Source organism: Paraburkholderia sp. BR10937 (assembly GCF_040965695.1).
In the GTDB taxonomy this organism is placed as follows: Bacteria; Pseudomonadota; Gammaproteobacteria; order Burkholderiales; family Burkholderiaceae; genus Paraburkholderia.
This window is the reverse complement of record NZ_JBFRCL010000007.1, coordinates 185433-207390: the sequence shown is the minus strand read 5'-3', so window position 1 is coordinate 207390 and position 21958 is coordinate 185433. Positions and strand designations below refer to the sequence as shown.

16 protein-coding genes, 2 pseudogenes and 1 riboswitch are annotated in these 21958 nt (G+C 67.9%); of the genes and pseudogenes, 7 read left to right on the top strand and 11 right to left on the bottom strand.

All coding sequences use genetic code 11. The features are described 5' to 3' along the window. Positions 1 to 127, top strand: a pseudogene (locus AB4Y44_RS08760) (DUF4136 domain-containing protein); the annotation flags it as partial. Here the strand turns inward: AB4Y44_RS08760 and AB4Y44_RS08755 are convergent. The 8 genes and pseudogenes from AB4Y44_RS08755 to AB4Y44_RS08720 all read right to left on the bottom strand — a co-directional run. Then, a pseudogene (locus tag AB4Y44_RS08755) lies at positions 103 to 180 on the bottom strand (TMEM165/GDT1 family protein); the annotation flags it as partial. The pseudogenes AB4Y44_RS08760 and AB4Y44_RS08755 sit on opposite strands and share 25 nt — an antisense overlap. A 115-nt stretch (positions 181 to 295) precedes the next feature. After that, positions 296 to 442, bottom strand: a riboswitch (yybP-ykoY riboswitch). A 46-nt stretch (positions 443 to 488) separates the two neighbouring features. Continuing rightward, on the bottom strand, positions 489 to 1796 hold the full coding sequence (gene guaD, locus AB4Y44_RS08750) for a guanine deaminase (RefSeq protein WP_368699245.1): 1308 nt from the start codon (positions 1794 to 1796) through the stop codon (positions 489 to 491). Between the two features lie 193 nt (positions 1797 to 1989). Further along, complete coding sequence (locus tag AB4Y44_RS08745) at positions 1990 to 3051, bottom strand: adenosine deaminase (RefSeq protein ID WP_368699244.1); 1062 nt, start codon at positions 3049 to 3051, stop codon at positions 1990 to 1992. Positions 3052 to 3091: 40 nt separating this feature from the next. After that, complete coding sequence (gene xdhC / locus AB4Y44_RS08740; protein WP_342924128.1) at positions 3092 to 4150, bottom strand: xanthine dehydrogenase accessory protein XdhC; 1059 nt, start codon at positions 4148 to 4150, stop codon at positions 3092 to 3094. A 118-nt stretch (positions 4151 to 4268) separates the two neighbouring features. After that, positions 4269 to 6653: a xanthine dehydrogenase molybdopterin binding subunit gene (gene xdhB / locus AB4Y44_RS08735; protein WP_368699243.1), complete on the bottom strand. Its 2385-nt coding sequence runs from the start codon at positions 6651 to 6653 to the stop codon at positions 4269 to 4271. Beyond that, a complete protein-coding gene (gene xdhA, locus AB4Y44_RS08730; protein ID WP_368699242.1) occupies positions 6650 to 8206 on the bottom strand; it encodes a xanthine dehydrogenase small subunit in 1557 nt (518 codons plus the stop codon). Before xdhA ends, xdhB begins: the two co-directional genes overlap by 4 nt. A 383-nt stretch (positions 8207 to 8589) precedes the next feature. Then, positions 8590 to 9120: a disulfide bond formation protein B gene (locus AB4Y44_RS08725; protein WP_342924131.1), complete on the bottom strand. Its 531-nt coding sequence runs from the start codon at positions 9118 to 9120 to the stop codon at positions 8590 to 8592. A gap of 139 nt (positions 9121 to 9259) precedes the next feature. Then, a complete protein-coding gene (locus AB4Y44_RS08720) occupies positions 9260 to 10639 on the bottom strand; it encodes an amidase (protein ID WP_368699241.1) in 1380 nt (459 codons plus the stop codon). Between the two features lie 213 nt (positions 10640 to 10852). Between AB4Y44_RS08720 and AB4Y44_RS08715 the strand changes: the two genes are divergently transcribed. The 3 genes from AB4Y44_RS08715 to AB4Y44_RS08705 all read left to right on the top strand — a co-directional run bounded on the left by AB4Y44_RS08715 (position 10853) and on the right by AB4Y44_RS08705 (position 15063). Beyond that, on the top strand, positions 10853 to 12610 hold the full coding sequence (locus tag AB4Y44_RS08715; protein ID WP_368699240.1) for a cation:proton antiporter: 1758 nt from the start codon (positions 10853 to 10855) through the stop codon (positions 12608 to 12610). Between the two features lie 133 nt (positions 12611 to 12743). Then, positions 12744 to 14093 carry a type 1 glutamine amidotransferase gene (locus tag AB4Y44_RS08710; RefSeq protein WP_342924134.1) on the top strand — a complete coding sequence of 450 codons (1350 nt, stop codon included), beginning with the start codon at positions 12744 to 12746 and terminating at the stop codon, positions 14091 to 14093. A gap of 262 nt (positions 14094 to 14355) precedes the next feature. Beyond that, a complete protein-coding gene (locus tag AB4Y44_RS08705; protein WP_368699239.1) occupies positions 14356 to 15063 on the top strand; it encodes a DUF2968 domain-containing protein in 708 nt (235 codons plus the stop codon). Between the two features lie 91 nt (positions 15064 to 15154). Here AB4Y44_RS08705 and AB4Y44_RS08700 read toward each other — a convergent pair whose 3' ends face one another. After that, a complete protein-coding gene (locus AB4Y44_RS08700) occupies positions 15155 to 16027 on the bottom strand; it encodes a hypothetical protein (protein WP_368699238.1) in 873 nt (290 codons plus the stop codon). Between the two features lie 170 nt (positions 16028 to 16197). After that, entirely contained in the window at positions 16198 to 16728 is a 531-nt protein-coding gene (locus AB4Y44_RS08695; RefSeq protein ID WP_342924999.1) for a GNAT family N-acetyltransferase, read from the bottom strand. A gap of 343 nt (positions 16729 to 17071) precedes the next feature. Here AB4Y44_RS08695 and AB4Y44_RS08690 point away from each other — a divergent pair, with 343 nt between their 5' ends. After that, positions 17072 to 18367 (top strand): MFS transporter, encoded by a 1296-nt coding sequence (locus tag AB4Y44_RS08690; protein ID WP_368699237.1) that lies wholly within the window; start codon positions 17072 to 17074, stop codon positions 18365 to 18367. Between the two features lie 81 nt (positions 18368 to 18448). Here AB4Y44_RS08690 and AB4Y44_RS08685 read toward each other — a convergent pair whose 3' ends face one another. Further along, positions 18449 to 20386, bottom strand: a complete 1938-nt coding sequence (locus tag AB4Y44_RS08685) for a tetratricopeptide repeat protein (protein ID WP_342924997.1) — start codon at positions 20384 to 20386, stop codon at positions 18449 to 18451. A 153-nt stretch (positions 20387 to 20539) separates the two neighbouring features. Here AB4Y44_RS08685 and AB4Y44_RS08680 point away from each other — a divergent pair, with 153 nt between their 5' ends. Together AB4Y44_RS08680 and AB4Y44_RS08675 are read left to right on the top strand one after the other, a co-directional pair. Continuing rightward, positions 20540 to 20860, top strand: a complete 321-nt coding sequence (locus AB4Y44_RS08680) for a metalloregulator ArsR/SmtB family transcription factor (protein WP_342924996.1) — start codon at positions 20540 to 20542, stop codon at positions 20858 to 20860. After that, complete coding sequence (locus AB4Y44_RS08675) at positions 20857 to 21933, top strand: cation diffusion facilitator family transporter (protein WP_368699236.1); 1077 nt, start codon at positions 20857 to 20859, stop codon at positions 21931 to 21933. Before AB4Y44_RS08680 ends, AB4Y44_RS08675 begins: the two co-directional genes overlap by 4 nt. Positions 21934 to 21958 lie beyond the last annotated feature (25 nt).

Sequence of the window (21958 nt, the reverse complement as noted above, 5' to 3'; positions counted from 1 at the left end):
GAGCACCTACGAGCAGTTCGTCGCCAACGGGCTCGCCATGCACGCGTTCCGCCTCGTGGCCGAGCCGCAGGCGCGCTATCTCGTGGGCCTCGCCTACGGCAGCCGCACCGACACGGTGACGGTCGCGATCTGCGTTTTGTCGCCCATTTCCGCGAGAAAGAAGGCCACCACCGTGGCGCCGAGACCAGGAAGGCTTGGTTCACGTTCTGATGGATCCTCGGGCCGTGATGTTTGCGAGCGACGACCCACGAACCGCCGGGCCCTGTGGCGGCGGTCGTGGGTCATCGGTCTCGCCAGGCCCGGGACAAAGGCTGCGTCCGCCATGGCCGTACAGGCCAGGTCTGTTGACGGACGCCCCCGCGAATTCGCGCGCGGCAAGCCCCGGATCCGAAGACCGGCGCTGCGGCGCGATGCGAGGCGGCTACTCCCCAATGAAGCGCGGACCACAGTATCGCGCTTTTTCCTGCAACCCGCGCTGGGCGGGGCTTTCAGCGGCGCGCCCCGTCGCGGCTGTGCACCCGTTTGCCTGCCGCGTAGGTCTCGAACACGGCGCGGTCGTCGCCGAGCAGGGCGAGCGCGAACAGCAATTCCTCGAGCGACTCGGCGCGCGCCGTGCGCCGCGCGAGCAGCGGTGTGGCCCGCGCATCGAGCACGACGAAGTCCGCTTCGCTGCCGGGCGCGAGCGTGCCGATCTTGTCGGCGAGATCCAGCGCCTGCGCCGCGCCCGCCGTCGCGAGCCAGAACATGCGCGTGGCCGTGAGGTGGTGGCCGCCCATGCGCGCGACCTTGTGCGCCTCGTTCATGGTTTGCAGCATCGAGAACGAGGTGCCGCCGCCGACGTCGGTGGCGAGCGTCACGGGCATCGACGATTCGCCTGCCTTGTCGAAGTCGAACAGGCCGCTGCCGAGGAACAGGTTCGAGGTCGGGCAGTGCGCGGCGACGGTGCCCGTATCCGCCATGCGGCGGCGGTCTTCGTCGTCGAGCCAGATGCAGTGGCCATACACCGCCCGCTTGCGCAGGAGTCCGTAGTGATCGTACACGTCGAGGTAGCTGCGATGGTCCGGGAACAGTTCCTTGACCCACTTCACCTCGTCGGGGTTCTCGGCCACGTGGCTCTGGATGAAGATGTCGCCATGCGCCTTCGCGAGCGCGCCGCACGCTTCGAGCTGCGCCTCGGTCGAAGTGGGCGCGAAGCGCGGTGTGAGCGCGTACATCTGGCGCCCGCGGTTGTGCCAGCGCTCGATCAGCTCGGCGCTGTCGTCGTAGCCCGTTTGCGGCGTGTCGCGCAGGAACTCGGGGCAATGGCGGTCCATCAGCACCTTGCCCGCGACCATGCGCAGGTTCTTCGCTTCGCTCGCGGTAAAGAGCGCGTCGGCGGACTGCTTGTGGACGGTGCAGTACACGAGCGCCGTAGTCGTGCCGCAGGCGAGCAGTTCGTCGACGAAAAAGCGCGCCGTGTCCTGCGCCACCGCTTCGTTTTCGAAGCCGCGCTCGGTCGGGAAGGTGTACGTGTTCAGCCACGGCAGCAGACCCGGCGCGGGCGAGGCGATCATGTCCGTCTGCGGATAGTGGATGTGCGTGTCGATGAAGCCTGGCACGATCAGCTTGTCGCGCAGATTGTGGACCGTCGCGTTTTCATCGACGCGCGACTTGAGCGCGGACCACGCGCCCGAGGCGACCACGTGGCCGTCTTCGACGATCACGACGCCGTCTTCGTCAAAGACAGCGGCGTCGGACGATTGCGCAGGGTCGCCGGTGAACGTCAACAATTTTGCGCGGTAAGCCGATTGAGTCATGGGAACTTCGTCTCCGATAAATTCAGGTATTCGTCCAATGCATGCCCCGCATCACGCATGCCGCTCCTGAAATTGCGGCGCGAGAGGGCCCACGGTCCGGCGCTCGCGCGCTGGACCGGATTCGTGTGACAGCCCGGGCTGGGGCTTGCTGTGCGGACGAGGCCGCGTTTTAGTCTGCGCCTGAGTCCACGCGTTAAGCCGTTGCGCGACTCCAGTTCGCGTCGAGCTTTGCGATCAGCGCGGCGCGCTCTTCGGGCGTCACGAACGAAGCCTCGAAGCCGTTGCGCAGGATCGTGTACACCTCGTCGTCGTCGAGCTCGAGCGCTTCGATGATGGCGCGGTAGTTCTCGTTGACGTAGCCGCCGAAGTAGGCGGGGTCGTCGGAATTGACGGTCACCGCGACGCCCTTGTCGAGCAGGGCCTTGAGCGTGTGCTGCGTCATGTCGTCGAACACGCACAGCTTGGTGTTCGAGAGCGGGCACACCGTGAGCGCCACGCGCGTGTCGGCCAGACGCGTGACGAGCGCCGCGTCTTCGATGCTGCGCACGCCGTGATCGACGCGGTCGACCTTGAGCAGATCGAGCGCTTCATAGATGTAGGAGGGCGGGCCTTCCTCGCCCGCGTGCGCGACGAGCTTCAGGCCCATCGCTCGCGCCTGCTCGAACACACGCTCGAATTTCGAAGGCGGATGACCGCGCTCGGACGAGTCGAGGCCGACGCCGATCAGGCGCGCATAGCGCTCGAACAGCGGGCGCGCGGCTTCAAAGGTGGCGAGCGCATCGGCTTCGCTCAGGTGGCGCAGGAAGCACAGGATCAGCTTGCTCGTGAGGCCGCGTTTTTCGGCGTCGGCAAGCGCGCGGTCGATGCCGGCGACCACGGTTTCGATCGGCACGCCCCGTTCGGTGTGCGTCTGCGGATCGAAGAAAATTTCGGTGTGCACGACGTTGTCGGCGAGCGCGCGCTCGCAGTACGCCATCGTCATGTCGTAGAAGTCCTGCTCCGAGAGCAGCACGCTCGCGCCCGCGTAGTAGATGTCGAGGAACGACTGCAGGTCGGTGAACGCGTAGGCGGCGCGCAGCGCGTCGATCGAGTCGTAGGCGAGCTTGACATTGTTGCGCTGGGCGAGCGCGAAGATCAGCTCGGGTTCGAGCGAGCCTTCGATATGGATGTGCAGCTCGGCCTTCGGCGCATTGGCGGCCTTGTCGACGAGCGCTTTTGCGTTGGCGGCGGTATGGGCGGTGGTCGTGATCGTCATGTTCGGTTCGATTCGCTTATGGGTGCTTCAGTGTTTGACATCACGCGGAATGGGTGGCGGGGGCATGCGCCGCGCTTGCCAGCTTCGCCGCTTCGATCGCCTGCAGCAGTTGCGCGGCGGCCGACACGGCGATGACCTCGGGCGACTTGTCGACGATGCCGTCCACGCCGAGCGGGCAGTTCATGCGCGCGATCTGCAGGGGATCGATGCCGCGCGCGGCGAGCCGGTGCTCGAACTGCTTGCGCTTCGTGTGCGAGCCGATCATGCCGAAGAACACGAAGTCGCCGCGGCGCAGGATGCGCTCGGCGAGATCGAGGTCGCGCGAATGATCGTGCGTCATCACGATGAAGCTCGTGCCGGGCGGGGCCGTGTCGACGGCTTCGTCGGGCGCGTCGTTGGCGTCGATCGCGACGTTGGGCGCGTTCAGCAGTGCAAACGCCTCGGGCGTCGGAAACGCGGCGTCGCGCTCGTCGACCCACAGCACGCGGCAGGGCAGCGTGCCGAGCACGCGCACGAGCGCCGCGCCCACGTGGCCCGCGCCGAACAGCACGACGGGGAAGTCGTTCGGCGCGATGGTTTCGGTGAGGAGCAGTGCGCCGCCCGTTTCCCACAGCAGGCAGTCGGGCGCTTCCACGCCCGGCTCCGGCTCGGAAAGCATGGCCGGATCGGCTGCGGTGCCTTCACCTTCCGGGCTCCCGTTCCGCGAGGAGCGAAATGATACGCTACGCACGGTCGACGCGCCTGCCGCGAGGCGGCGCGCGAGCGTGGCGAGCCAGCCGAGGTCGGCCACGTCGAGGCGCTCGAACGCGAGCACCACGGCGCCGCCGCAGCACTGGCCGAGGCTCGGCCCGAGCGCGAGGCGCTCGAGGCGCCGCGCGTGCGGCGTACGCATGCCGTCGCGCAGCACCTGGCGCGCGATTTCGATGGCCTTCCATTCGAGGTGGCCGCCGCCAATGGTGTGGCGGGCCGCTTCGCGCGTGACGATCATCTTCGTGCCGGCCTCGCGCGGCGCCGATCCCTCGACGCGCGCAACGGTGACCAGCACGGCGGCGTCGCCGTGCGCGAGCAGTTGCTGCAGATCGGAAAGCCAGGTTTGCATCTGGCGCTTCTCCCTACGGGGCGGCACGTTCTTGCCTGTGCCGCCGGTTGATCTTCGTGGCTTCGCGCGGGCTGCGCTTCGCGGTTGGAGTGTGCGAGGCGCCGCCAGGTTCGCGCGGTCAGTTCATTTTGCGGCTGCTTGTCTGTAGCGCGTCCAGCGCATCGAGAATCGCTTCAGGCGTCGCAGGCGCACGCAGCGGCGCGGCCTCGCGCGCCTCGGGCACCGCTGCGCCCACGGCGTCGCGAATCGCGAGAAACACCGAGAACGGCAACAGCAGGGGCGGTTCCCCCACGGCCTTCGAGCGGAACACCGTCGGTTCGACGTTGTCGTTGCCGCCGCTGCGATAGAGCTTCACGTTGAATGCCTCGGGCGTGTCGCTCACAGCAGGAATCTTGTAGGTGGACGGCGCATGCGTCATGAGCCGTCCGTCGCGGTTCCACCAAAGCTCCTCGGTCGTGAGCCAGCCCATGCCCTGGATGAAGCCGCCTTCTACCTGGCCGAGATCGATGGCCGGATTGAGCGACTGGCCCGCGTCGTGCAGCACGTCGGCACGCACGAGCTTCCATTCGCCCGTGAGCGTATCGACGATCACTTCGGAGACCGCCGCGCCATAGGCGAAGTAGTAGAACGGATGGCCGGTGAGCGTGCGCGCGTCCCAATGCACTTTGGGCGTGGCGTAGAAGCCATCGGACCACAGTTGCACACGCTTCATGTAGGCGAGTTCGACGAAGTCGCCAAACGCAATCGCCTTACCGTTCGCTCGCACCTGGCCATCTTCGAACGCGACGTCTTCGGGCGCACCGCCGTATTGTGCAGCGGCGAATGCCGCGAGGCGCGCGCGGATCGTGAGCGCTGCGTCTTCGGCGGCCTTGCCGTTGAGGTCGCTGCCCGTGGAGGCCGCCGTGGCCGACGTATTGGCGACCTTCGAGGTATCGGCGGCGCTCACGCGCACGCGTGCGAGCGGCAATCCGAGCGCGCCCGCCACGACCTGCGCGACCTTGGTGTTGAGCCCCTGGCCCATTTCGGTGCCGCCGTGGTTCACGAGCACCGAGCCGTCGCGGTACACATGCACGAGCGCGCCCGCCTGGTTCAGATGCGGCACGTTGAACGAGATGCCGAACTTGACCGGCGTGAGCGCCAGGCCGCGCTTGAGCACGGGGCTCGTGCGGTTGTACGCGGCGATAACCGCGCGGCGCTCGTGATAGCGGCTCGACGCGAGCAGTTCGTCGGTGAGCGGTGCGAGCACGTTGTCCTCCACGCGCTGGCCGTACGGCGTGACATCACGCTCGCCGATGCCGTAATAGTTCGCGCGCCGCACATCGAGCGGATCGCGGCCGAGTGCTCTCGCGATGTCGTCGAGCATCACCTCCATCACGAGCGCGCCTTGTGGGCCGCCGAAACCGCGAAACGCGGTGTTCGACTGCGTGTTCGTCTTGCAGCAGAGCGCGACGATTTCGACATCCGAAAGAAAGTAGGCGTTGTCGAAGTGACAGACCGCGCGCGTGGCGACCGCGCCCGAAAGATCGGCGGAATAGCCGGCGCGCAGCGCGATCTCGACGCGCGCGCCGAGCAGCCGTCCTTCGTCGTCGTAGCCCGCTTCGTACGTGTAGAGCGCGTCGTGGCGCTTGCCGGTGATCATGAAGTCGTCGTCGCGATCCGCGCGCAGCTTCACGGGGCGCTGCAGCTTGTGCGCCGCGAGCGCGGCGACGCACGCGAACAGCGCCGACTGCGATTCCTTGCCGCCGAAGCCGCCGCCCATGCGCCGGCATTCGCAGGCGACGCGATGGGCGGGCCAGCCGAGCAGATGCGCGACGACCTGCTGCATTTCGCTCGGGTGCTGCGTCGAGCTGTAGACGAGCATGCCGGTCTGCTCCTGCGGGAGCGCGTAGGCCACCTGACCTTCGAGATAGAACTGCTCCTGGCCGCCCACGGCAAACGTGCCCGCGAGGCGATGCGGCGCAGCGGCGAGCGCCGCATCGGGCGCGCCGCGCACGAGACGCAGCGGCGGCAGCACGTAGTGCTGGCGCGCGCGTGCCTCATCGATGCTCAGAACGGGCTCGAGCGGCGCGTAGCGCACGACGTCTTCGCTCGCGGCGAGCGCCGCGGCGCGGCGCGCGAGTTCGTGGCTCGTGGCGATCACCGCGAACACGGGCTGCCCGAGGTATTGCACGACATCGCTCGCGAGCACCGGATCGTCGTGCACGACCGGGCCACAGTCGTTCTCGCCGGGGATGTCGGCGGCCGTCAGCACCGCAAGCACGCCCGGCGACGAGCGCACGCGTTCGAGATCCAGCGCGACGATGCGCGCGTGAGCATGGCGCGCAAGGCCGAGCGCCGCGTGCACGGTGCCGTGCAGTTCGGGGATGTCGTCGGTGTAGCGCGCCTCGCCGCTCACGTGCGCATCGGCGGATTCGTGCGGCAGCGGCGCGCCGAGCGCGCGCTCGTGGGCGTGCTCATCGCCTTTTTGCGGGCGCATGACGAGCGCTTCGGCCTGATCGTTCATGGCGTGACTCCGGCGGCAGCGTCGACGAGGCCGCCGTCGTCGCCTTCGGCGAAAGCGAACGCGTTGACGTCGCACAGCGCGAGCGGAGCGTCGTCGCGCGTTTCGAGCCAGCAGCGCCACAGCAGATTGCGCGCGACCTTCAGGCGGTACGCGCCGCTCGCGCGCATGTCCGTGAGCGGCCGATAGTCGGTGGCGAGCGCATCCATCGCGCGCTGCGCGCTGGCTTCGTCCCAGCGTGCGCCGGTGAGCGCGGCTTCGGCGTGCGTTGCGCGCTGCGGGATCGCGGCCATGCCGCCGTAGGCGATACGTGCGCTCGCGAGTGTGCCGTCCTCGCGCACGTCGAGTGCAAATGCGGCGCACACCGCCGAGATATCCTGGTCGTAGCGTTTCGAGACCTTGTAGGTGCGAAAGCGCAGTGTCGGCGTGGGCCGGGGCACGCGGACCGCTTCGACGAATTCGCCGGCTTCGAGCGCGTTCTGCTGGTAGCCCGTGTAGAAGGCCGCGAGCGGCAGCGTGCGCACGCGCGCCGCATGACGCAGCACGAGCGTGGCGTCGAGCGCGAGCAGCGCGGGCATCGAGTCGCCGATCGGCGAGCCGTTCGCGACGTTGCCGCCGAGCGTCCCCGCGTTGCGGATGGGCAGCGAGGCGAAGCGCGCCCACAGTTCCGCGAGTTCGGGGTAATCGATGGCGAGCGCGGCGTAGGCCGCTTCGAGCGAAACGGCCGCGCCGATCGTGAGCGTCTGGGCGTCGCGCGAAACGCTCGTCAGTTCCGCGACGTTGCCGGTGTAGATGAGGTCGCCAAGGTCGCGGAACTGCTTCGTGACCCACAGGCCGATATCGGTGCTGCCCGCGAGCACGCGCGCGTCAGGATGCGCGGCACGCAGCGCCGCGAAGTCGGCGAGCGTGCGCGGCGCGTAGAACGTGCTTGCGCCGTGCGCGGCGCCTCGCACGTCGGAGCCGCGGTATTCGAAGGTGCCGGTGCGCTGCAGCGCGCGTAGCTGCGCCTCGACGCGAGCGCGATCGAGCGCCACGCGCACATGGCAGGTGTCGTCGAACATGCGCAGCGCCGCTTCGATGATCGGCCGGTAGCCGGTGCAGCGGCACAGGTTGCCCGAGAGCGCCTCGTTGATTTCCTCGCGGGTCGGCAGGCCCGCGCCGGCGGGCTGGTTCTCGTACAGCGCCCACAAGGACATGACGAAGCCCGGCGTGCAGAAGCCGCACTGCGAGCCGTGGCAATCGACCATCGCCTGCTGGACCGGGTGCAGTGCGCCGTCCGGCTGGCGCAGGTCTTCGACGGTGTAGAGCGCGCGCCCGTCGAGGGTCGGCAGGAACTGGATGCACGCGTTGACGGCCTTGAGCGCAAGATGGCCTGCGCTGTCGAGTTCGCCTGCGACGACCGTGCACGCGCCGCAGTCGCCTTCCGCGCAGCCTTCCTTGGTGCCGCAGGCATGCAGATCCTCGCGCAGATGCTGAAGCACCGTGCGCGTGGGAGGCAGGTCGCGCACTTCGTGCACGGCGCCTCGGTGGAGGAAGCGGATGGTTTGCGTTGTCATGGTGAACCCGGGGACATTGCGGATCAGGCGCGCGTTACGAGAGGGGCGCGCCAACACCGGCCTCGCGCACGTAGATCGCCATCCAGTTCCGAAGATAGCACCGCTTGCCGCAGGAAAGTATTTCCCCCGCAAGATGGGGGTTATGTGAGTTGGGTCATGACGCCGTCACGGCGTGTATGGCCGTGCAAGGCCCCCGCGTGCGGCGAGCGCGCCGGAAGGGCGGGGAACGTGCGGACGTCGTGCGCGATTCGAGCCTGCCGTGCGAGGCTGACGCGCAAATCGCGCTGCCGGGGCGCGCCGCCCGATGGCCGGGCGGCGGATGAGGCGGGTGAGCCGGAAGGGGCCAGTGGAGCTTGACCAGGCACGGCGCGCCCTTTAGCCGGTCAGCGGCGGATGCCGGGCCACGACACCTGGCGGCGCCGGTTGCGCCACAGGCTCAGGATCACGGCCAGGAACACGATGATGAAGGCGAGCAGCGACCACACCGGCATGGTCAGGCCGAGCGTCGGCGGATAGGTGGTTTCGCAAAGACCCTGGACCTTGAACACGCCGGGCAGCCAGTGCGCGAACGGCAGGCCATCGACGATGGGCTGCAGCGTGTCGAAACCGCAGCTGTAGTTGGGGAACGCCTGCACCCAGACGAGCTTCGCGGACGCAATCGCACCGCCCACCGCCGAAAGCACCACGAGCGCTTCGAGCACGCGCACGCCGCGCCAGCTCGTCATACGCGCGCCGAGAAAGGCGAAGACCGCGATCAGGATCAGGAAATAGCGCCCGAGAATACACAGCGGGCACGGGTCCTGATGCTCGACATACTGGAAGTACAGGGCGCCGCCCAGGAGCGCGAGGCAGATCAGGCCAAGGAGGACCAGCAGGCCGCGCTCGCGGCGCAACAGCGCGTTATCGTCGTTCATGAGGCTCGTTCGTTCGGGTTATCTGGCGCAGCGCACAGGCGGCTGCGACGGCGTGACGGGATTCTAGCGCGAAGGGTGCGCACGGCGCGGACGTGTCCTCGCCCGCGCGCAGGGCGTGCTCGCGCGGCCCCCGCCGAAATCAGCGCAGCGGCGCGAGCACCGCTTCGACGCCGCGGCCAATGGCGAGCAGCGCGTCATCGTTGTCAGGTGCGCCCGCGAGCATCAGCCCGACTGGCGCCGCGCCGTAGTGGTGGCATGGCAGCGAGAGCGCGCAGGCATCGAGGAAGTTGAAAGCGCTCGGGTTGCGCAGCACGAGCGCGTTGGTGCGCGCGAAGACATCGTCGTCGGCGGCAAGCGGGGCGACGGGAGGCGGCGCGATGGGAACGGTCGGCGCGATCACGGCGTCGAAGCGCGACCAGAGCGTCGCCTGGGCCTCGGCGATGACCGCTGCGCGCGCGGCGATCAGGTCCAGATAATCTGCGGCCGTGGCGTGCTCGCCCTTCAGGATGCGCACCAGCACGCGCGGGTCGTACTGGTGCCGATGCTTCGCAATCAGCTCGCGATGCCACGCATACGCTTCCATCGGCGAGAAGCCGATGCGGTTGATCCCCGCGAAGCGCTCGAAGGCGCCAAAGCGGACTTCGCTCACGATCGCGCCGGCCGCATCCAGATGCTTGAGCGCCGTATCGATCGTTTCCGCGACTTCGGGGTCCACGTCGTCGGTCACGTAGTTGGTCAGCACGCCGAGGCGCACGCCTTCGAGGTGGCGCGCGGCCGGCACGTGCGGCGCGAGCCCGGCGAGCACGCGGTCCATGAGTGCGCAGCACGCCACCGTATTGCCGATCGGGCCAAACGAGTCGAGCGTGGGGGAGAGCGGCACGCCGCCCGTTTTCGGAATCCGCCCGGCGGTGGGCTTGAAGCCCGTGAGCCCGCAGAACGCGGCGGGGATGCGGATGGAGCCGCCGGTGTCGGTGCCGAGCGCGACGGCGGCCATGCCGTCCGCGACCGAGGCCGCCGCGCCCGAGGACGAACCGCCCGCCACGCGCGCGTCGCCTGCCACGCCACGGCGCCAGGGCGAGAGCGGCGTGCCGTAGTGCGGATTCAGGCCGAGCCCCGAGAACGCGAATTCGCTCATGTTGGTCCGGCCGACCAGCACCGCCCCCGCATGGCGCAGCCGCGCGACGGCGGTGGCGTCCTCTTTGGCGGGCGCCGCGTTCGCGAGCGCCGTGGAACCTGCGCGCGTGACTTCGCCCGCCACGTCGAACAGATCCTTCACCGAGACGGGAATGCCCGCGAGCGGCGAAAGCACGGTGCCGGCCGCGCGCAGGCGATCGTGCGCGTCGGCGGCGGCGCGCACGCGCGCGGCATCGACGTGCGTGAAGACGGTTGCGCCCTGGCCGGCCGGGTCGGCGATGCGCTCGAGCGCGGCTTCGGCGAGCGCACGGCTCGTCGTACGGCCCGCGGCGAGATCGGCCGCGAGCTGGGCGAGGGGAGGAAACGGGGTAAAAGCGGTGGTCATGGCGGCGGAAGACTCGGTCAATGCGCGGCGGCGCGCTGCGCGAAGTTCAGCGGAGCAGGCGGGCGGGCCGCCGGCGAAGGGCGCCGAGGGCGGGCGGCGCCTGCAAGGGTCGCATCATTGTAGGTCGGCTTTTTTCCTTGCGTGCGATTTGGCTCACGCCGCGCATCGGGTAACATGCGCAGAATCGATAGCTATTTGTAAGGAAAGACCTTCATGCACCACGGAATCGGCTTCATTCAGGATCTGGCAGTCGTGATGGCGCTCGCAGGCGTCGTCACCGTGCTGTTTCATCGCCTGAAGCAGCCGGTCGTGCTCGGCTATATCGCGGCGGGCGTGATCATCGGGCCGTACACGCCGCCGTTCCAGCTCATTCACGACGAGCAGACCATCCAGACGCTCGGCGAGCTCGGGGTGGTGTTCCTGATGTTCTCGCTCGGCCTCGAATTCAGCCTGCGCAAGCTCTTCCAGGTGGGCGCGACCGCCATCGTCGCGGCGCTCTCGGAAATCGTGCTGATGCTTTGGATCGGCTACGAGATAGGCCGCGCGTTCGGCTGGGCCACGATGGATGCGCTGTTCCTCGGCGCGATTCTCGCCATCTCTTCGACCACGATCATCGTCAAGGCGCTCTCCGATCTCGGCGTGAAGCGCGAGCCGTTCGCGCAACTCGTGTTCGGCATCCTGATCGTCGAGGACATTCTCGGCATCGCCATGCTCGTGCTGCTGGGCGGCATCGCACAGACGGGCGAGCTCTCGCCGGGCATCGCGCTCATCACGCTCGGCAAACTGCTGCTCTTCATGCTGGTCTCGCTGCTCGCGGGCATCCTGATCGTGCCGCGCGTGCTCGGCTATATCGCGCGCGTGGGCAATGACGAGATGCTGCTCGTCTCGGTGCTGGGCTTTTGCTTCGGCTTTTGCCTGCTGGTCGTGAAGCTCGACTATTCGATCGCGCTCGGCGCGTTCCTGATCGGCGCGGTGATGGCCGAGTCGCGCCATCTGCATCGCATCGAGCATCTCGTCGCGCCGCTGCGCGATGCGTTCTCCGCCATCTTCTTCGTGACGATCGGGCTCATGCTCAACCCGCTCGTGCTGGTCGACTACGCCTGGCCGATCGCCGTGATCTCGCTTGCCGTGGTGCTCGGCAAGCTCGTGTCGTGCGGCCTCGGCACCTTTCTCGCGGGCCGCGACGGGCGCACCGCCATGCGCGTCGGCATGACCGTCTCGCAAATCGGCGAGTTCTCGTTCATCATCGCCTCGCTCGGCCTCACGCTGAAGGTGACGAGCGGGTTTCTCTATCCGATCGCCGTGACCGTCTCGGCCATCACGACGCTCACCACGCCTTACCTGATCCGCATTGCCGATCCGCTCTCGCAGCGCCTCGCGCGCGCCATGCCGCCCGCCGTCTCGAACGTGTTCGGCATGTACGGCCAGTGGCTGCGCTGCCTCGTGCCGCGCTCGGACGGGCCCACGATCTTTTCGCTCACGAAGCGCATCGTCGTGCAGATTGCCGTGAATCTTGCGCTCGTCTCGGCGATCTTCATCGGCGTCTCGTATGGCGCGCGCTACGCGGCGCCGTTGCTTGCGCACTGGATCGGCGACGAGCGCATTCAGCGCGTCGTCCTGTGGAGCGCCGCGCTCGTGCTCGCGATGCCGTTTCTCGTGGCGGTGTGGCGCAAGACGCAGTCGCTCGCGCTGTTGCTCGCCGAAGTGAGCGTGCAGCCGGAGAAGGCCGGGCGCTTTACGCGCGCGATCCGTCATGTGATTGCGGAACTGGTGCCGGTGGTCTCGATGTTCGGCGTGTTCCTGCTCGTGGCGGCGCTCTCGGGGACGATCCTGCCGCCCACGGGCTTCCTCGTCGGCGTGCTGGTGTGCGCGGCGGCGCTCACCATGCTGCTGTGGCGCTGGTGCGTGAAGATCCACGCGTCGATGCAGATTGCGTTGCGCGAAACCTTCGACGAGCGGCCGGATGTCTGACCTGAGCGTGTCCGAGGCGCCGCTGGTGTGACGGGATGTGAGCAATTGTGTGCGGGGGTGGCGGCGGCGTGCCGTGCGACGGATAATCAAAGCCTGTTCATTCGTTCGCGCGCCGCGCGCCTGACCCCACGTCATGAGCGATAACAAATCAGACCAACCCGAGGTCCCTGACGGCGCAAGCCGTCCTGCCGATGCCGGTCCTGCCGGCGCCCCCGCGGCCTCGTCCTCTCCTCCCGCCGGTTCTCCCTCTGCCTCGCCCTCCGCTTCGCCCTCCGGGGAAGCCGCGCAACGTGCCTCGACCGATGCGCCCGAAAGCGCTTCGACCGTCACGCCCAGCGCCGGAGGGGCGGCAGCGGCTTCCACGCCCGGCGAATTGCCGAAGCAGGCGCCGACGGGGACCACGCCGAGTATTCCGATCAGCGAAACCGCCGAGGCCGGCAAGGCGGCGCCCGCGCCGGCCCCGCATACCGCACCGGCCAGCACTGGCGAGGCGGCCGCGTCTGCTGCGCCGCAACGTCCCGGTGCGGCGCCGGCCGGCTTCGGCCAGGCGCCCGACTTCACGGCGCATCATCCGCCGCCGCCCGGCGCCATTCCGCCGGAACCGCCGCGCTATCTGCGCCCGAGCGATTCGGCCTGGGCGGTGTTCGGCCGCATCGTCGCGGCGCGTGCGCGGCAGCTGTTCGACCGCGCCGGTCAGCGCATCACGCAGCGCACGCTGCGCATCGGCGTCTCGGCGCGGATCTTCCACCCGGAGCCGGGCGCGCAAGGGCTGCGCGGCAAGACGCTGCAATACCTGGAGGAATCGATCGCACACTGGGTGATGTCCCGCGATGTCATCGTGTTCATGATCCCGACGGTCGGGCACCAGGGGATGCTGCACCCGAGCAATATTCGCCTGCGCGATTACGCGAAGCATCTCGACGGCCTGCTGCTCCAGGGCGGCGCCGACGTCTCGCCGCAGACGTATGCGGAAATCTCGCCGCGCCCCGAATGGCCGGGCGACCGCGTGCGCGACATGTACGAACTCGAACTGCTGCATGAGTTCGTCGAATCGGGCAAGCCGGTGCTAGGCGTGTGCCGCGGCTGCCAGCTCATCAACGTGGCGTTCGGCGGCACGCTCTATCAGGACATCGCGAGCGACGTGCCCACGGCCGACGTGCACGTGAGCGAGCATTACGACCAGCATCGCCACGCGGTCACGTTCCCGGAGGGCTCCACGTTCGCGACCATGTTCCCCGGGCGACGCGAGGCGATCGTCAACTCGATTCACCATCAGGCCGTGAGGAATCTCGGACGTGACCTGACCGTCGAGGCCGTGTCGGCCGGCGACGGGCTCATCGAGGCGGTGCGTTACCGGCGCTCGCCATTCGTCGTGGGTGTGCAGTGGCACCCCGAGTTCCATCGCGCGGGCGGCCCCGAACTGCTCGACTGCACGCCGCTGCTCGACACCTTCTTGCGAGCCGCGCGCGAAACCCGCTTCTGATTGCCAACTACGGGCGATCACGGCGCATCACAGCAACGCCATCCCTACCGCGCGCGACCTGCGCGCGGCTTTCTCAATTCGATCTCCTTCCCCGGCGTCCTGTGTGCCGTGCGCCCGTTTTATCCTTGATCGGCGCGCTTTCTGCATAAGACTCGCCCCAATCTTTCGATTCCACTGCTTATCCAGATTTAAACGTCGTTTTTGAGATTTCCCGGCGGCGATAATGAAGGGTTACTGACAATCCTGAATGGGCCAGGCGGGTATGAAGCACTCAATCACGTTGCGTCGCGTGATGCTCAGCGCAGCAGCACTCGTGCTGCTGCAGCACGGCGCGACGGCATGGGCCGGCACGCCGGCCGACGCGGCGGACCCGGCCGCAATGACCGAAGCGGCTGGAGAGCGTGTGCCGCTGGCGGGCAAGATGGCCAACGCGGACGAGCAGGCCAGTGCCGGCGCCGCGCAAGGCGACGTTGCCACGCTCATGCAACTGATTCACGACGCCCAGCTCGTCGAACTGCGTACGACCTATAACGCGAGCTATGGGGCGAGTCTCTTCTTCTACGCGCCGGAGATGACTTACTACGTCGTGCTGTTTCAGAGCAAGCACTTCTGGCGCGTGATCCGTTCGCAGGACGAAGCACGTTCCGAGGCGATCTACGCCGACTTCGTGCGGCAAACCGAGCAGCTTTCCCAGGTCGAAATACGCCGCACGGTGCTCGAGGCGCAAAAGACCTTCATCGAACGCGTGATCGCGATGTCCGAAGAACGTGCCCGCCGCCTGCAAGCCGATCTTGCCATTGCTCGCACGCAGCAGGCGCGAGTCGACGACGACCAGCGTCACGCGCGGGGCGACGCAGCGGCGCTCAACGCGCAGAAGGCGCAGGCCCAGGCGCAATTGCGTGAACTGCAGAGGCAGGTGGACGCACTGCAGCGCGCCACGGAGTCGGGCCTGCCCGGGGCGGGGCACTGAGAACATCTCGTCCTTGTTCCACCTGCGAGCGACAAAAAAGCCCGGCATTTGCCGGGCTTTTTTATGGTGCGACGGCAGGCGGACCCGTGAGTCACGGGGCGAATCGATCGGGCACCTCGGTGATGCGACGTTGCGAAACATGATTGACCCACTCCGTACTGTCGACCGGCACGGCTGGCGAAATCGATGCGCGGGCAGGGACGTACGTTTTCGCATAGGCAAGGATGGACGCGTAGTCGTCGGCGGGATTCGCACCGGCTGACCCTGGCGCATAGCCTTGCGCTTGCGGGTAGGCGCCATGCGCGCGATGTGACGTTAGCGGACCCGGTTCGCGATATGGCGCAAACGTGCGGACGTCGCGACGCAGGTGCGTGCCGCGTTCCGCAACGCGCTGACCGCCACTGCGCTCGACCGCACGCTCGTTGCTGAGCGTTTCGCGCTCGGCCAGTCTCGCAGGCGACGCGTGCCGTAAGCGCGCATCGGCCAGGCGCTGCGAGGTGTCTTGAACCGTGCTCGCATTTGCGCGCAGGCTCGCGTTGCTGCTTGCGCTTGCCGACTCGCGCGGCGCATGACTCGCGACGATCCATGCGAGCAGTGCGGCGCCGCCAATCGCGACCGCGCCGCCAGTGAGCCTGCGCTGCTCGAACGGCGATGTGCGCTCAGGCGCGCTCCCCGCATCTGCGGCTCGCCCGGCGGCCCCGGCAACAAGCGCTGCAACGGGCCTCGGAGGCTGCGAAGCCGGACGGTGATCGTCGCCCCAGCCGACCGCGGCACGAAATGCTTCGGCGCTCAGACACACCGTGCGCATGCTGGCGGCATAGAGCGCGCGCAGTTCGGCGCGCAGGCTGAAATGGGGAGGCGTTAGCGCCCATTCCCGGCCAAACGACGCGGGCAAATGGGCCAGCGGGCGAATATGCGGCAACGCGAGCGCGCCTTCGACCTGAACGAATTGAAATGTTGACATCGATCTCTCGCAACCCCGGTCCGGCGACGGCGCCGCGCGGCAATGTCATCGATGGGGCGCCTGCGGCGCATGTAATTAAAGGGATGCCGCCGATCATGACCGTCGCCATTTCGCCGTTCCATCGGAAATGGCTTAAAAGCCTGGATTCCTTGCTCTGCATCTCGCGGACTTCACTGGCCGCCGAGCCGGTACACGTAACGCAGTGCCGTGATGTCGATGCCGCCCATGCGGTCGGGCTCCGAGCCCGAATAGGTCCAGCCCTGGCGCTCGTAGAACGCAATCGCGGGCGTGTTGCCGTCGAGCACGTACAGATAGAGCTGCGTTTCGCCCTGGGCGCGCGCCCAGTCCTGCGCCGCGCGCATGAGCCGCTTGCCGACGCCGGTGCCCTGATGCGCCGGCAGCGCGTGAAGATTGTCGAGCAGCACGCCCCAGGGAGAGCCCGGCTGGCGTTCGACGCACACGAAGCCCACCGCCGCACCCGATGCCAGCTCGGCGATCAGGACGAGCCGGCGTTCGCCGCCCGGCGCCTCCATGCGCGCGCGCCAGTAAGCCGCGCGCTCGGCGTCGACTTCGCGCTCGAGAAACGCAGCGGGCAGCAGCGCGCGATACGTGGCCTGCCAGCTTGCGGCGTGCATGGCGGCGAGCAAGGGAGCATCGGCGACGGTGGCCGGGCGCAGCGTGAGGGCTGGGATTTCGGTCATGCGGATGGCGGACGTGTGTGCGTCTGGATCAGGGCGCGCGTCGGGGGCCGCGCGCCGAGCCCTGCTGCAGGATATTTTGCCCCATTCGAGGACGCTCGCGGCGCGCTCGCCCGCAATGAAAGAATAATGAATCTATATCGTAATAAAAATGGAAGAAGTGGCCTTTGTTGATGTTTTTTGCTGGCCACTTTTAAGAAAATGCCCGAATATCTGAGTCCCGGCGCGTACCGCACAATAAAATGCCCGCGCGCGCGCCCGCGCGACCCTCGCTGACCGCGAGTGATTGTTTTTCACTGTCCCGCGAGCCGCTCAGGCTTCCCGGACAGTCTCTTCAGAGAGTGTCATGTCTACCGCGTCCCACGCATCCCCAGGCGAATCCAGATTCCGGACCGTTTTCCGCGTCGTCAGCGGCAACTTCCTGGAAATGTACGATTTCATGGTCTACGGCTACTACGCTTCGGCGATCGCCCGGACCTACTTCCCGAGTGACAATGCGTTCGCTTCGCTCATGCTCACACTGTCCGTGTTCGGCGCAGGCTTCCTCGTGCGTCCGCTCGGCGCCATCATCCTCGGCGCGTACATCGACCATCACGGCCGCCGCAAGGGCCTCATGCTCACGCTCGGCCTGATGGCGTTCGGCACGCTCGCGGTCGCCGTCGTGCCGGGCTACGCGACCATCGGCATACTCGCGCCGGCGCTCGTGCTGCTGGGGCGCCTGCTGCAGGGTTTCTCGGCGGGCGTGGAACTGGGCGGCGTCTCGGTCTATCTCTCCGAGATCGCGACCAAGGGCAACAAGGGCTTCTACGTCTCGTGGCAGTCGGGCAGCCAGCAGGTCGCCGTGGTGTTTGCCGCGCTGCTGGGCGTGCTGCTGCATCGCCTGCTGCCCGTCGAGCACATGACGAACTGGGGCTGGCGCGTGCCGTTCCTCATCGGCTGCCTGATCGTGCCGTTCCTGTTCATCATTCGCCGTTCGCTCCAGGAAACGGAGGAGTTCGCCAGGAAGAAACATCGTCCTTCGATGGGCGAAATCATGGCGTCGATGCTGCAGAACTGGAGCGTCGTGATCGCCGGCATGGGCATGGTCATCATGACGACCGTGTCGTTCTACCTCATCACCGCCTACACGCCGACCTTCGGCAAGGAAGTGCTCAGGTTGAACGAACTCGACACGCTTATCGTGACGGTCTGTATCGGCTTGTCGAACCTCTTCTGGCTGCCGGTTTCCGGGGCGGTTTCGGACCGTGTGGGCCGCCGTCCGATGCTGATCACCTTCACGGTGCTCACGATCCTCACCGCCTATCCCACGGTGCAGTGGCTCGTGGCGGAACCGTCGTTCGGCCGCCTGCTCACGGTCGAGCTGTGGCTGTCGTTCCTCTACGCCTGCTACAACGGCGCGATGGTCGTGGCGCTCACCGAAGTCATGCCCGCCGACGTGCGCACCGCCGGCTTCTCGCTCGCCTACAGCCTCGCGACGACGATTGGCGGTTTCACGCCGGCGATCTCGACCTACCTCATCCACGTGAGCGGCAACAAGGCGGCGCCGGGGGCGTGGATGGGCGTCGCGGGCGTATGCGGCCTCATCGCGACGCTCGTGCTCTATCGCACGCCGGAAGCGCGCAATCAGTACAAGGCGGCTTGATTTGCGGATCGGGTGATCCGCGACTTCGCGGCAAAAGCAAAAAAACGGGGTGCTCAGGCGCCCCGTTTTTCATTGTGCCGCTTACGCGTCGCGCAGCTCGCGCGCGACCGTATCCACGACTTCCGCCCATGCATGCGGGCGCGGCTGACGCACGAGCCGCGCGCGCGGGTACCAGGGGCTTTCGTCAGTGCCCGCAAACCAGCGCCAGTCCGCGGCGAACGGCAGCATGACCCAGAGTTTCGCGCCCAGCGCGCCCGCGAGGTGGGCGATCGAGGTATCGATCGACACGACGCCGTCCAGACGCTCGATCACGGCCGCGGTATCCGCGAAGTCCTGCAGCTTGCCGCCGAGCCGATGGATCGAGCGGGCTCGCGGATGCGCGTCGAGCGCCGCGTGTTCCGCGGCGCTGAGTTCCGGTTGCAGGACGATCCAGTCGATGCCGTCGAGCGCGAAGAGCGGTTCGAGCGCGGCGAGCGCAATCGCACGATTCTCGTGCTTCTGGATGCGTCCGGACCACGCGAGGCCGATCTTGCGCCGCGCCTGGCCGCCCAGCGAGCCGCGCCACTTGCGTCCGTAGGCCGCGCTGGCGTTGAGGTAGGGCGTGCGCGCGGGCAATGTGTCGAGGCTCGTGCCGAGCGCGAGTGGCAGCGAGAGGAGTGGGCAGTGCAGGTCGGCGGCGGGCCGGGGCGCGCCCTGCTCGACGAGTGTCACGCGCCAGGCCTCGGCCGCGGGCGCGATGAGCGGGACGAGCGCGCGCTGCACTTCGAGCACGACGCGCGCGCCGGTTTTCTGTGCGGTTGCGACGACTTGCGGCACGAAGCGCACGAACTGAAGCGTGTCGCCGAAACCCTGTTCGGCCTCGATCAGCAGCGTGCGGCCGTTCAGGGGCTCACCGTGCCAGCGTGGCAGCGTGCTTTGGGGCGTGCGCGGCGCAATCGGTGCACTCACCTGCGGGGGCAGGGCGTAGCCAGCGCCGCGCGGTGCGTTGGCGTGCGCCTCATCGCGCGCGGCCGGGTCGAGCCGCCATTCGTACTCGGGCAGTCCGCGCCGGAAGTCGCCAAGCGTGAGCCACGTGAGCGCGCGATTTAAATGCGCGGCGGCCAGGTCGGGCCGCACGCGCAGCGCTTCATCGAAGGCGCGCAGCGCGGCCGCATGGCGGCCGAGCGCGTGATGCGCCACGCCGAGCGCGAGCCAGGCGAGGGCAAATTTCGGATCGAAGCCGATCGCGCGCTCGTAGGGTCCGATGGCAGCGTCGTGGCGGCCGAGCGCGGCGAGCGCATTGCCGAGCCCGAAGAGGGCGGGCCCGAAATGCGGCTGCAGCGCAAGCGCGGTCTCGAAGGCGGCCACGGCCTCGCCGTGACGGCCGGTCGCATCGAGCGTATTCGCAAGATTGAAATGCGCGGCGACGAAGCGCGGCTGCACGCGCAGCGCCTTCTGGAAATGTTCGACGGCGCTCGCGCTGTCGCCCAGCGCGTTGAGCGACATGCCGAGGTTGTTGTGCGCCCCTGCGTGGTCCGGGCGGATCTTGAGCGCGCGGCGAAACGAGTCGGCGGCTTCGGCATGGCGGCCGAGCGCGTGCAGCGCGTTGCCGAGATTGTTGTGCGAGGAGGCGTCGCCGGGCTGCAGGCGCACGGCCTGGCCGAACGCGTACATCGCGTCCTCGTGCCGGCCGATCGCCGCATAGGCGTTGCCGAGGTTGTAATGCGCGAGGGCAAAAGCGGGCGCAAGCGTGAGCGCGTTGCGAAAGCGCTCGATCGCGCCTTCCAGTTCGCCGAGCGCCTTGAGCGCGTTGCCGAGATTCAGCTGGAGCGCGGCATCGTCAGGGCGCAAGGCGACCGCGCGGCGCACGAGGTCCGCGGCTTCGGCGTGCTGGCCTCGCTGATGCCGCAGCACGCCGAGCAGATGCAGCGCATCGACGTGCACGGGATCGGCGGCGAGCGTCGCGCGGTAGTCGCGCTCGGCGTCGTCCAGCCGGCCGTCGCGATGTGCGGCGTACGCGCGGACAAAAAGCTGTTCCATGACTGAAGAAGCAAAGCGATCGAGACACAAAGGCGGCATTTTCCCACACTCGCGGACCCGTTCCCGAAGTTGGCCGGATGTTGATCGAAAGTTGACCGGCATCCGTTGCTGAACTAACATTTGAACACTTGTTCATATGTATCGTGTGTAGTCATGACCCCAATTTCCGATGACGAGCGCGTCGTTCCGCTCGCCGATCTCTTCCGTCTGCTCGGCGACGCCACGCGTCTGCGTATCGTGCTCGCCTGTGTGCAGGACCGGATCGCCGTGGGGGCGATCGCCGACACGCTCGGCTTGTCGCCGTCGCTCGTGAGTCACCATCTGCGGCTGCTGCGCGCCGCGCGCGTCGTGCGCGCCGAACGCGAAGGCAAGCAGGTGTTCTACACGGCCGCGGACGCGCATATCAGCGCGATGATCGCCGGCATGCTGGAACACGTGGCCGAGCCCTCGGCGCAATGGCAGGAGGGCGCATGAGCGCAGCGGATCACGAACACGCGCATGACGCCGAAGGCGCCGGGAAGCACGAAGGCGAGCACGACCGCGATCGCGGCCACGGCCACGCGCACGACGCCCACGCACCGCACGGGCAGGCTCACGCGCACGGCCACCATCGCCATCATTACGCGCCCGTCGCGGGGCACGGCCGCGCGTTCGCCATCGCCGTCGCGCTGAACGTCTTCATCGTCGTCGTGCAGACGGTGTACGGCGTGCTCGCGCATTCCACCGCGCTGCTTGCCGATGCCGGCCACAATCTCTCCGACGTGCTCGGCCTGCTGCTCGCCTGGGGCGCCGCGTGGCTCGCGACACGCCGTCCGTCGGCGCGCTTCACGTTCGGCTTCGGCAGCTCGTCGATCCTCGCCTCGCTCGCCAACGCCGCGCTGCTCCTGCTCGCGTGCGGCGCGATCCTCGCGCAGGCGCTTGGCCGGCTGTTCCATCCGGCGCCGGTCGCGGGCTTCGACGTGTTCGTCGTGGCGACCATCGGCATGGTGGTCAACGGCTTTTCGGCCTGGCTGTTCATGCGCGGGCAAAAGGACGATCTGAACATTCGCGGCGCCTTCCTGCACATGGCCGCCGATGCCGGCGTTTCCGCCGCCGTGGCCGTGAGCGGTCTGCTGATCCTCGCGACCGGCTGGAGCGGGATCGATCCGCTCATGTCGATCGCCGTGGTGCTCGTGATCGTGTACGGCACCTGGGGGCTGTTGCGGGAGTCGGTGCGGCTGGCGCTTGCCGCCGTGCCCGAGAACGTCGACATCGTGCGCGTGCGCAGCTTCCTCGCGCAGCAGGAGGGCGTGATCGATGTGCACGACCTGCACGTCTGGGCGCTTTCGACCACGGGCTGCGCGCTGAGCGCGCACCTCGTGATGCCGGCGGGGCACCCCGGCGACGCTGCGCTCGATCACATGGTCGAGTCGCTCCAGCTGCGCTTCGGCATGCGGCACGTGACGTTGCAGGTGGACCTCGGTGCGAGCGAGCATCGCTGCGCGCTTGACATGCCGGACGGCGTGCACAGGCACACGCCAGCGCACGGGCATCCGCACGCGCACTGAAGCGCGGCCATCCGCGCAGCGGCTT